The sequence below is a fragment of the Brenneria uluponensis genome (assembly GCF_032395385.1).
GTDB classification, from domain to species: Bacteria; Pseudomonadota; Gammaproteobacteria; order Enterobacterales; family Enterobacteriaceae; genus Prodigiosinella; species Prodigiosinella aquatilis.
In genome coordinates this window covers 25,845-37,719 of record NZ_CP135917.1, presented here as the reverse complement: position 1 = coordinate 37,719, position 11,875 = coordinate 25,845, and the positions used below count along the sequence as shown (strand labels likewise).

General features: G+C 48.9%; 11 protein-coding genes. 2 read left to right on the top strand and 9 right to left on the bottom strand.

Translation table 11 applies throughout. From position 1 onward, the window contains the following. Both srlE and srlA read right to left on the bottom strand, forming a co-directional pair. Positions 1–1,002 (bottom strand): PTS glucitol/sorbitol transporter subunit IIB, encoded by a 1,002-nt coding sequence (gene srlE / locus RS889_RS00165; protein ID WP_021013657.1) that lies wholly within the window; start codon positions 1,000–1,002, stop codon positions 1–3. A gap of 15 nt (positions 1,003–1,017) precedes the next feature. Continuing rightward, positions 1,018–1,566, bottom strand: coding sequence for a PTS glucitol/sorbitol transporter subunit IIC (srlA, locus tag RS889_RS00160; RefSeq protein WP_021013658.1), 549 nt, complete (start codon positions 1,564–1,566; stop codon positions 1,018–1,020). 192 nt (positions 1,567–1,758) lie between these two features. On the opposite strand from srlA, the gene fsa reads away from it, so the two are divergent. Continuing rightward, complete coding sequence (fsa, locus tag RS889_RS00155) at positions 1,759–2,421, top strand: fructose-6-phosphate aldolase (protein WP_315708920.1); 663 nt, start codon at positions 1,759–1,761, stop codon at positions 2,419–2,421. A 73-nt stretch (positions 2,422–2,494) separates the two neighbouring features. On the opposite strand, the gene dcuR is transcribed toward fsa, so the two are convergent. The 5 genes from dcuR to ibpA all read right to left on the bottom strand — a co-directional run bounded on the left by dcuR (position 2,495) and on the right by ibpA (position 8,416). Continuing rightward, the gene (gene dcuR, locus RS889_RS00150) at positions 2,495–3,217 is read right to left on the bottom strand and encodes a two-component system response regulator DcuR (protein ID WP_315708919.1); all 723 of its coding nucleotides are present in this window, start codon (positions 3,215–3,217) and stop codon (positions 2,495–2,497) included. Further along, the gene (locus tag RS889_RS00145) at positions 3,210–4,823 is read right to left on the bottom strand and encodes a sensor histidine kinase (RefSeq protein ID WP_315708918.1); all 1,614 of its coding nucleotides are present in this window, start codon (positions 4,821–4,823) and stop codon (positions 3,210–3,212) included. Before RS889_RS00145 ends, dcuR begins: the two co-directional genes overlap by 8 nt. Positions 4,824–5,467: 644 nt before the next feature. Next, positions 5,468–7,126: a putative transporter gene (locus RS889_RS00140; protein WP_021013662.1), complete on the bottom strand. Its 1,659-nt coding sequence runs from the start codon at positions 7,124–7,126 to the stop codon at positions 5,468–5,470. Positions 7,127–7,433: 307 nt separating this feature from the next. Then, positions 7,434–7,877 carry a small heat shock chaperone IbpB gene (ibpB, locus tag RS889_RS00135; RefSeq protein ID WP_315708917.1) on the bottom strand — a complete coding sequence of 148 codons (444 nt, stop codon included), beginning with the start codon at positions 7,875–7,877 and terminating at the stop codon, positions 7,434–7,436. A gap of 125 nt (positions 7,878–8,002) precedes the next feature. After that, complete coding sequence (gene ibpA, locus RS889_RS00130) at positions 8,003–8,416, bottom strand: small heat shock chaperone IbpA (RefSeq protein ID WP_021013664.1); 414 nt, start codon at positions 8,414–8,416, stop codon at positions 8,003–8,005. A gap of 320 nt (positions 8,417–8,736) precedes the next feature. Here ibpA and RS889_RS00125 point away from each other — a divergent pair, with 320 nt between their 5' ends. Continuing rightward, the gene (locus RS889_RS00125; RefSeq protein WP_315708916.1) at positions 8,737–9,105 is read left to right on the top strand and encodes a YceK/YidQ family lipoprotein; all 369 of its coding nucleotides are present in this window, start codon (positions 8,737–8,739) and stop codon (positions 9,103–9,105) included. Here the strand turns inward: RS889_RS00125 and RS889_RS00120 are convergent. Continuing rightward, positions 9,099–10,103 carry a LacI family DNA-binding transcriptional regulator gene (locus tag RS889_RS00120; RefSeq protein WP_315708915.1) on the bottom strand — a complete coding sequence of 335 codons (1,005 nt, stop codon included), beginning with the start codon at positions 10,101–10,103 and terminating at the stop codon, positions 9,099–9,101. The two genes, RS889_RS00125 and RS889_RS00120, sit on opposite strands and share 7 nt — an antisense overlap. Positions 10,104–10,340: 237 nt before the next feature. After that, entirely contained in the window at positions 10,341–11,867 is a 1,527-nt protein-coding gene (locus tag RS889_RS00115) for a tripartite tricarboxylate transporter permease (protein ID WP_021013667.1), read from the bottom strand. Between the last annotated feature and the right edge of the window lie 8 nt (positions 11,868–11,875).

Below are 11,875 nucleotides of genomic sequence, written 5' to 3'. Positions count from 1 at the left end.
TCACTGGTAAATCAAACTGGAAACTGCCCAGGCCAGCAGCACTGTCGGCGCACCGGTAAGAAAACGGCCGACCAGCACGGATGGAACACCAACACGAACCGTGTCCTGCTTGGCTTCAGCCAGCGACAACCCCACCGGGATAAAGTCGCAGGCCGCCTGGGAATTGATGGCAAACAGTGCTGGCAGCGCCAGGTGAGGTGGAATATTCCCCAGACCAATCTGCACCCCGACCAGTACGCCGATAACCTGCGCGATAACCGCGCCGGGGCCAAGAAAAGGCGAGAGCAGTGGAAACGAGCAGATCAGAGCCAGCGTCACCAGCCCAATCGGGCTGTTCGCCAACGGCGTCAGCCCATGTGCAATAAGGTCCCCCAGCCCAGAGGCGATGATGATGCCAATCAGCGCGGAAACAAATGCCATGAAAGGCAGAATGGTTTTCAGTACCGTATCAATGGTGTCGCGGCCCGCCTGAAAGAACACCGCCACGACCGACCCCATTCCCATACCGATTTTCGCCAACAGCCCATCGCTTTGTTCAGTGATCTTCTTGCTACTGTCATAATCGCGACCGCTGTTCACGGCATCGTTCTCCGCGGGCATAGTCACAGTAGCGCTGGCGGTCTTTTCTGTTTCCGCTTCCACTAACTGGATATTTTTTTCACGCACACCCGAGACATAAATGTCTTCCAGTATAAATTTCGCCAGTGGACCGGACTGACCGGTAGAATGAATATTCACGGTCGGAATACGACGTTTGGGGTAAATACCGCAGCGCAGCGTGCCACCACAGTCAATGACCGCGACGCCTATCTCTTCGGCGGGCGGTTCACCGTCTTTAAAACCGTCCACCGCCGGCCATCCGGTTAACTCGCTCAGGCGATTGACGATGGCCGGACGCGTTCCTGCCGTGATATAGACAATTTTCTTCCCCGGTACGGCTTCAATCAGTAAAGGTCCGCCCCAGCCACTTTCGCCTTTTTCAATCCGGATAATGCTGCTCATTGAAAGTTCCTCCGCTTAGAGCTGAACCTGACGGTCAAGCTGGATGTGCATTTTGCGTTCGAAAACAGAGGTGGTCAGGTCAGTGACCCATCCACGGAAAAAGTTGGTGAACATCCCGACCAGCAGATAACTCACCGCCAGCGGGCCTAATGGCAGCCCCAGGGTGGTCAGACCGTTGGCTATACCCAGATAGACGAACAGTTCACCGGGGTTGATATGGGGAAACAAACCATTCATCGAGTGACAGCTGTAAGAGGCCGCCGCATAGTAACTGGGCTTGTATTTCTCTGGCATGAAACGGCCCAGGCTCAACGTCATCGGATTACAAAATACAAATGTGCCGATAACCGGCAGCAGCAGGTAGCGGGAAATCGGGTTCCCGGCACAACGCTGAGCCAATCGCTCAATTCGCGACTGACCGACGAAAGTAATAAGGGCGTTCATGATGACTAACAGACTGATCAGTAAAGGCAATATGCCAGTAACCATACCGACAAAGACGTCACCACCTTTCTGAAACAGGCCGATGAACCACTCAGCCCCATGGGTGATAATTTCTATCATTATGTTCTCCTGTTTCCACTGGTGTTTAAAAAAGCAGCTAAATAAAGCAACTTATTTTTTAAAGTGATTATAAAGATATAGATAAAATCTTTTCTTTTATTTTAAATTGATCACATTTTGAAAGTTATTTATTTCAAAATAAAATAAAAATGATAGATTTATATTGATAACAACATGTTGAGGATAATTGAAATGAAAATTTATCTTGATACCGCCGACATCCCCGCCATCGTCCGGCTGGCCCGCGTGCTCCCGCTGGCGGGGGTCACCACCAATCCCAGTATTGTTGCAGCCGCTGGCAAGCCTATTCGCACGCTGCTGCCCGCGTTGCATGACGCCTTGGATAATAAAGGACAACTGTTTGCTCAGGTCATAGCCAGTACCGCGGAAGATATGGTCAAAGAGGCCCGCCTACTTCGGCAATGCATCAGCGATCTGGTTATCAAGGTTCCCGTTACGGTGGAAGGATTAGCGGCCATCAAACGACTACACAGTGAAGGCATTCCCACGTTGGGAACCGCAGTTTATGGTGCGGGACAAGGACTACTTTCTGCGCTGGCTGGCGCGCAATTTGTGGCGCCTTACGTTAATCGGCTAGATGCACAGGGAGGAGATGGGATTCAAATGGTGCAGGAATTACAACAACTGCTGACGCTGCATGCCCCGCAGTCCATAGTGCTGGCAGCCAGTTTCAAAACCCCCCGACAAGCGTTGAATTGCATGCTGGCAGGCTGTCAGGCCATCACCCTGCCCGTCGACGTCGCTGAGCAGTTCATCACGACACCCGCCGTGCAGGCAGCAATAGAAAAATTTAATCAGGACTGGCACTCCGCCTTTGGCACCATGACACTCTGACAACACACTGGCGGATAAAATATCCCAACCGGTATCTGTCTGTCAGACATCGTCCAGTGATAAACACCGAACACTATTCACAATACTGGTGCAGAGTGTCCTGTTTCTCAGGCAGCAGGCGATAAAGATAAACCGGCCGACCGGTAGAACCGTACTGAATATTGGTATCAAGAATTCCGGTATCCGCAAGGTATATCAGATATTTGCGGCATGACACGCGAGAAATACCTATCGCGTTGGCTAGCATTTCTGTGGAAAACTCCGCCCCCTGATTCCCTTCAATCCATTCACAGACAGTGCGCAATGTCAGGCTGGTCAACCCCTTTGGCAGTTTCTTTCGATCTACAACCGGGCTGCCACTGGTACGACGGATCAGATTGTCGATATCCGACTGCGCGACAAAATCCCGGTGTTTGAGCAAACTGGATTCTTCACGATATGCCACCAATGCCTGCTCAAAGCGAGCAAACTGGAACGGTTTGATCAGGTAATCCACTACACCATAATGCAACGCTTTCTTGATGGTATAGACATCGCTGGCGGAAGAAATGATGATAACGTCGGTATGCTCGCTGAATTCCCGGATAGTCGGCAACAGATCCAGCCCGCTATCCTGTTGCATGTATATATCCAGCAGCACCAGATCAATTTCACAATCCGGCTGCATCAACAAGTTTCTGGCCTGCTGTAGCGTAGGGACTGTCGCATAACAGCTAAACCCGGAAACCTGATTCAGATAACACTTATTCAACTCCGCCACCATGGCATCGTCGTCGACAATCAGTACATTAATCATGGTCAAACTGCCTTGCTTGATAAGGAATATTGACGAAAAACTGGGTATACACATCGGGTTCCGACTCAAAATCGATCGTACCGCCAATTTTCTCCAGACTCTGTTTAGTCAGATACAGGCCAATGCCGCGTCCGCAGCCTTTGGTAGAGAACCCTTCCTGATAAATCCGGGTTTGCACCTCCAGCGGAATCCCTGGGCCATCATCACCCACAATACAATGCAGAAACCCGGACTGATGATGAAATGTGATACTGATTTCCCTGTTTTCCAGCCCGGATATGGCATCCATAGCATTCTCGATAAGATTACCCAGCACCGTAATCAACTCATTAGTAGCTTCAGTGTCATCAGTTTCCGGTAACAGGCTGTCTTCGCTAATCGACAGTGTAATCTCCAGGTCGCGCGCCCGATTGATCTTACCCAACAGGAACCCGGCAATCACCGGTGATTTCACCTTACGGATAATCGATCCGATTTCCGCCTGATAATTATTCGCTGTTTTTAAAATATAATCTTCCAGCTGAGAGTAGTATTTCAAATGCAGCATGCCCAGAATAACATGCAGCTTATTCATGAATTCATGAGATTGCGCCCGCAAGGCATCCGCGTAATAAGACATACCGGTCAGACGCTGTAATAACTGGCTGATCTCGGTTTTATCACGGAAAGTGGCAATGGCTCCGATGATATCGTCTTTCACCACCACCGGCACCGTGTTGGTCAGCAACAGGTTGCCATTAAAGTTGATCTCTTCATCCTGGTGGGGCGAACCTGTCTCCACCACAGTTTCCAGATTCATCAGCGCGGGCCATTGGCTGATGGTACTGCCGATAGACAGACTCTCTGATGAACCATGCTGACTGAACAAGCGCTTGGCCTCATCATTGATGATGGTGATACGCAAATCGGTATCCACCGCAATAACGCCCTCTTTAATCTGTTTGAGCATGGCATTGCGTTGCTCAAACAGATTGGAAATTTCAAACGGTTCAAAACCAAGCATGATGCGTTTCAGGGCTTTTACCAAAAAATAGGTACCCAACAATCCTACCAACGCGCCAAACAAGATGGTCCAGGGGATAATCCAGCGATTTTCGTTAATCACCGACTGCACGCTGGTCAGTGAGATACCCACCACCACCACACCGATCTGCTTACCGTTTTCATCAAATACCGGGGTGAATACCCGCAACGCCGGATCAAGCACCCCTCGGTTCACTGCCGTATTTTCCAGCCCCAACAAAGCAGGATAGAGATCGTCACCGATAAAATGGCGACCAATCAGGTCTGGTTCGGGGTGCGAATGACGAATCCCGCGCATATCCGTCACGATAACGAACAGTAAATGGTTACGACGCTTAACATTTTCAGAAAAACGCTGGACGGCATAAAGATCGCCGATACCTTTCAAATCATTAATCACCACCGGCGAATTCGCGACTGTGCGAGCAATGGAGAACGCTTTGTCTTTCAGGTGAGTCTCCGTTAACTCGCTGATCCGGAAGAACAACAAGGCATACACCACCAACAGCACAGAACCAATGACGGCCGACACCATGAGAATCACGGATGTTCCCAGCTTCAGCGGTGTCTTTTTCTTACTCATGTCGCACTCCGGAATAAGTATCTTCACCCCGCCATCTTAACCTGTTTCTAACTGTTTCGCGTATCCGGATAACATACCGTGTCATATGCCAGGTGTTCTTTCCACTCGGTATTAAAACGAAATATATTGTTCTCACCGGAGGTAACCGTGCAGAAGGGCGGGGGAAGTATTATTTCTTATCACTCTATTGTAAATACAACGGGTACAACAACAGCAGTAGTGTTATAAAAAATGAGAAAAATAAAGTGTCAGGTTTTTATCACCCCACTGAATAAAAATACATAGTCATAGTTAAGTACAATAATATTATAAAATAAAAAAACAAGGCATGTTATTTTAACTACTAAACAAGTTTAATAATTTTATTATATAATAAAATCATTAAGATAGACAATAAATCAATGACTATAAATAAAAATTATATAACAAATCAAAAACACATCATTAACACAATGGCGTTATTTTATATAGATAATAAATTAATCATCATTTTGATGAAAAATATCAGGCAATGTTTTATTAAATGATTATTCATCATAATTAAATAAATACTTAATCTGTCAAAAAATAACAGGCAGTTAAATTAACAAACTGCCTGTTATTAGTATCACTGATTATTCAACCATCGGCTGATGTATCAGCTATTACATCGACCAAAACAATACCGCTAATATTTGCGGTGACATGATACGTAAAAACATGGCGATCGGATAAACGGTGGCATAGGCTAGCGCCGGTGCGCCACTGGTTTCATGTAACCCATTGGCAAACGCCAGTGCGGGTGGATCGGTCATCGACCCTGCCAACATGCCACACAGCGTCAGGTAATTCATTTTCGTCAACAAACGAGCCAGAATACCAACGACTAACAACGGGATAACGGTAATCACGGCGCCATAAGCAACCCACCGTAATCCATCGCCATACACCAGCGTTGCAAAAAAATTCGATCCTGCCTTCAGTCCCACCACGGAAAGAAACAGTACAATACCCAATTCCCGCAGTGCCAGATTGGCGCTTGGCGGCATGAACCAATACAACTTGCCGATACTGCCAATTCGCCCCAGAATCAACGCCACCACCAGCGGTCCTCCCGCCAGCCCCAGCCGTAACGCAACCGGGAAACCGGGAATAAACAGCGGCACCGACCCCAACAACACGCCAAGGCCAATACCGATAAATACCGGCAACATCTGCACCTGTTGTAATTTTTGCTGTGCATTGCCGACAATATCCGCTACCGCATCAATGGCCGTTTTCCGCCCCACCAACGTCAAAATATCGCCGAAATGCAACGATGAGTTGTTGGCGGCCACCAATTCCACCCCGGCACGATTCAAACGGGAAATCACTACGTCGTAATTTTTTTTCAAATTCAGGTCACGGATTTTCTGCCCCAGAACCCGCTCGTTGGTGACAGCAACCCGTTCAACACTCAAATCCGTACCACGGGTTGATAAAGAGGTATCCACTTCGTGGCCAATCACTAAACGGGCTTGATCCAGATCGACTTGCGCGCCCACCAAATGCAAATAATCCCCCAATTGCAGGATGGAGGAAGGGGCAGGCACCATCAATGCGTTCTCCCGTTTCAGACGCGAACAGACAATCGCATTGCTGTTCAGAATCGGGACATCCTGAATCGCCAATCCTTGCAGATTGGGGTTCATCACCTCGATGTTCATGGTGTGCAATTGCTCATGGCTCTGCCCACTGTGGCTTTCAAACTGCTTTGCTTCTCTATCCACAACGACACGAAACAGCAAGCGCAGCAACCACATCACTAGCAGAATCCCACAGATGCCAAGCGGATAAGCCATGGCGTATCCCATACCCATCTGATTGATGAGCACATTGCTGGAACCCAGATCAGTCAAGATCTGCTGCCCAGCACCCAGTGAGGGGGTATTCGTTACTGCTCCAGAAAAAATCCCCAGAATGATCGGCAGCGGCACACCAAATAACTTGTAAATGGCAATAGCCACCATACCCCCCAGTAACACGGTCAGGATGGCAAAACCATTCAAACGCAGGCCCGATACCCGCAGCGAAGAGAAAAATCCCGGCCCTACCTGAATGCCGATGGTATACACAAACAGGATGAGACCAAATTCCTGAATAACATGCAGCATGTCCCCATTCAGGCTGAAGTGATAACTTTGAGCAAAGTGCCCGACAATAATACCGCCAAACAAGACACCACCGATCCCCAGACCTACTCCATAGATTCGCCAGTTGCCAATCCATAACCCCAGCACAGCCACCAACGCCAGCATACTCACGGTAAGCGCAATATCACTCATAGCAGATATCCTTGAGCAGAAATGTAAATGCGATCCGTTCTGTTACATCACGGAATTTGTCTCTCTCATTATAGGTGATGAAAACAAGCCCTTAGGTTTCAAATAATTGTGGCAGAAGATTATGAGGGGAACCGTGGAATACAACACAAAAACGCCCGTTACCGGTAAAGTTAACGGGCGGAAGATCACGTAACCTATTCGAAAGCAGACACCATGGCCTCATCCCGGCACGATCCTGATGCCAATAATGCGCCTAAAAACGGATCAGCTCTGGCATGGGGATGGTTCGGTGCCATAAACCGGGTCATTATTCTTCGGTGTTCGTCACCGTCTCGGTTAGCGCAGGGTGCGACCTGCCGATGGCAATCCGCTGCGGTTGCAACGCATCCGGCACGTTTCGAACCAGGTCGATATGCAGCAACCCGTTAGTAAACTGGGCTTCGGACACATGTAAATGTTCCGCCAGCGTAAAACTCAGAGAAAAAGGCTTAAATACCAGCCCTTGATGCAGATACTCCACTTTTTTCTCTGGCGGTGTCGGTGTACCTTTGATAATCAGATGTTGCCCTTCCACTTCGATATCCAGCTCTTGTTGCTGGAAACCGGCTAATGCCAACGTGATTCGATAGTGGTTGTCATTGTATTTTTCAATGTTATAAGGCGGGAACTCTACGGCATCCCCCATTGAACTGGCCAACTGATCAAAACCAATCAACTGACGCAGCAGTGGCGATAAATCATAACTACGCATGGTCGTTACTCCTTCTATGAAGCGAGATAATCTGCCCCGACAACGTCTGGCGTTGCGGAGACGTCCCCACATTTGGCGGACGATATTCGGTTAGTACGACGACGTCTCATACCACAGGCCGTCGGTTATTTAATTTCGATGCGGCGTGGTTTCAAGGCTTCCGGCACAACGCGTTGCAGATCGATATACAGCAGCCCATTTTCCAGATTGGCAGCGGTGATCTGAATATGTTCAGCCAACTGGAATTTACGTTCAAAATTTCGTTCGGCAATCCCTTGATACAGGTAGTTACGGGGTGTGGGTTCACCACTGTGTGCCCCTTTGACAATCAGCATGTTGTCGTGGGCAGTGATCTCCAGCTCATGCTCGGCAAAACCGGCAACCGCAATGGCGATGCGATATTGGTTCTCATCAACCAATTCGACATTATACGGAGGGTAACCACCATTACTCTGGCTCTGGCCGGCTTCCAGCAGATTGAACAGGCGATCAAAACCAATGGCGGAACGATACAGCGGAGAAAAATCAGGGTTACGCATTACAGCCTCCTAAGCTTCAGCGAGGGGAGTGATAAAAACCTTCCATCAGGACAGGTCATTAGCCCAGGAAGAATATCCAATCGGCATATTCCTCTGTGTGGACATATCACAAATATGGTGACCCAGCGTCAATTTTCAATAATGGATTAGAAAAATTCGCGGTTTTTCATGCAAAATTTCCTCTGAAATCGGCAGTTATCACATACACTGAGAGAAAAGCACAATATGACAAATTTGCGTGAGCAGAAGTAACTTTCGGTTAATCTGACTATGCGGGTACAAGCGATAAATTGAGGAGATTTCCTTCTCTGGGTAACGTTATGACCATATTGAAAAGTGCCTTATTTTCATTCACGTTGTCGGGAAGCGCGTTAATTGTTTCCAGCGGTTGTTCCAGTGTGATGACACATACTGGCGGGGAGCAAGGTTACTATTCCGGAACCAAAGCCAGTGTGGCAATGCTGGAAGATAAGAAAACCAACTGGGTGATGAAACCACTTGCCGCCATCGATCTCCCCTTCTCGGCAGCATTGGATACATTACTGTTACCATATGACTATTATCGCGTTGGCGATGAATCCAAATCATCACTACGCCAGCGGATCGCCGATCACGAACAGCAGAATCAGTTGGCCAGTTCAACGATCGTCAGTTCAACAACACCAGCGGCGGCAGCGGCTCGTCACTGATGTTCCGCCTGCTGACGATGAATCAACGTCATGGGGATCACCGCCCTGACCGGTTGTGGTTCCCGATTCAATGCCTGTTGCATAGCTTTGAAGGCATGTTCCACCCAGGCATCCTCATTCTGGCGCATAGACCAAATCTTATTGGATAAAAATCCCAGCATGGCATGTTCATCGAAAGTGCCAATATTAATCCCAGCCGGAATATAGCCATAGCGTTCGCGGATAACACTGAGGATCCCTTCCAGTACTGGCAGCGAAGAGGCGATGAATGCCTGGGGTGGGACGTCATGCTGCTGGAAAAATCGCTGCATCATCAGGATACCGTCTTCCCGGCGGTTATGGCCGGCTTCTATCACACACGGCGTCAGGCCGTAATCATGTATCGACTGCTGGTAACCTCGCAGACGGTCGTGGATCGCTGGCTGATGAATATCACCCGCCATAAAAAACAGTGGTGTGGAGGCGTCATCCGCCAGCATGGCTTGTGTAAGGACAATGCCGCCCTGCAAGTTATCACTGATCACCAACGGAATATTTTCTGCGCCAAAATCACGATCCAGCAACACCAGTGGCCGTTTGACCGTCCGGACATGATGTTGCATCGCTTGCACTGACGAAGGGACAACAAACAACCCGTCCACATTACGCTGCAACAGTGAATCCACCAGCACATTTTCATGGTCAGGGTCACTGTAAGAACAGCTGATCATCAGTTGATAACCTACTTCATGACAGCGCATTTCCAGCTTTTCTGCCAATGTCGAGAAGAAGAGGTTAGACAGGCGAGGAACTATCAGCCCAAGCGTATCGGTCTTATTCAGCTTCAGGCTGCGGGCGACATGATTCACGGTATAACCGTGTTCAGTCACATAATCGGTAATACGCTGTCGGGTTTTTTCACTGATACGGTACTGCTCAGCTTTACCGTTCAATACCAGACGCACCGTGGTAATTGACAAGCTTAACGCGTTGGCAATCTGCTCAACCGTTTTTGCCATGGAACACCTTATCCATAAGGGAAATGAAAGATTTTAGTGTAGCGCATTAACTAACTCGACGCAGCTTTCCATAAGCCACAGACTGACGATGAAAGCCCGATGAACGGTTTAACCAAAAGAGCAAGATATTCGGGACGCACGGAGAAAGAGGTGTTTCTGAGAAAACCTCATCTCCGCGATCCCCCTGATATCAGGCTTACGCGACAACATACAAACCGACGAAGAGATGCGATTCCGTTATCCTGCGTTTTCACAACCCAGTTTTTTTTTGCTGCGATAACGCTTAATCATCGGTGAAATAATCGGCAACAGTAGGGTTAACAGTGCGATGATGATAAACACCGCACACACTGGACGGGTCAGGAAAACCATCGGGTTGCCCTGAGACATCATTAAAGAACGGCGCAGGTTAGTTTCCGCCAACGGTCCCAGGATCATACCTATCACTATTGGTGACATCGAAAAATTGAGTTTTATCAGGACGTAGGCTACCAACCCGGCACCCATCATCAAAAACACATCCACCATGCTGTGATTGACGGTATAAGCACCAACGGTACAGAGCAGCAGAATCGAGGGCACCATACAGGTACGGGGAATGTCCATTACCTTCACGAATAGCCTCATGCCGAGGAAACCCAATAGCCCCATGCAAAGGTTCGCCACCATCAGCCCGATAAAAATGGTATCCACTACTATCGGATGATCAGTAAAAAGCTGTGGTCCCAGCGCCAATCCCTGAACCAGAAAAGCCCCCATAATGATAGCAGTCGCGCCATCACCGGGAATACCCAGCGTCATTAGCGGAACCATACTGCCACCCGCCACCGAGTTGGCACCGGCTTCCGGCGCAGAGACGCCTTCCGGTGAACCATGACCAAATTCTTCCGGCGTTTTTGACCACCGCTTGGCCTCGTTGTATGAGATCCAGGAAGCAATATCGCCCCCAACACCGGGAATAGTGCCGATACCAGTGCCAATAATGGATGAACGTATCCAGGTTGGCAGACAGCGTTTGAAATCCACCCAACTCGGCAAAATACGCGTGATCTTCGCTACTGCTTTTTGAGCATTGTTTGCATGGCGGGAACGCAGTTCCTCTTCGAAACCCAGTAATCCCTGCGAGAAGGCAAACAATCCCACTAATACCGGGATAAACGAGATACCCCCCATCAGGTAAACCGAATCAAAGGTAAAGCGCATGCCGCTGGTCATCGGGTCAAGACCAATGGTGGCAATAGCCAACCCTAACCCGCCACCCATTAACCCTTTAACAATCGACTGAGAGGACACACTGGTAATAATACTGATTCCGAACACTGACAACGCGAAATACTCGGGGGCTGAAAATCCAGTGGCGACCGTCGCTAGCATCGGCGCAATCAGGATCAGGGCAATAGTGCTGAACACCCCGCCAAACAGCGACCCCATGGTCGACAACCCCAATGCTCTGCCCGCTTCGCCACGTCGCGCCATTGGATAACCATCCAATACCGTGGCGGCCGATGCCGGTGTGCCGGGGGTACTGATTAAAATAGCGGTGATCGACCCACCATATACCGCGCCGCAATACACACCCAATAGCAGCAATATCCCGTTGACACCCTGAAAAGAGTAGGTGAGCGGCAATAACAGGGCAATCCCCATATTCACGGTGAGACCAGGAATAATACCGATCACAATACCGGCCAATGTGCCAAGGAAAATGATGATCAGGGTGTTAAAACTCAATACCGTGGCAAACGCTGAAAGAAGCTCGTTCATCATCACTC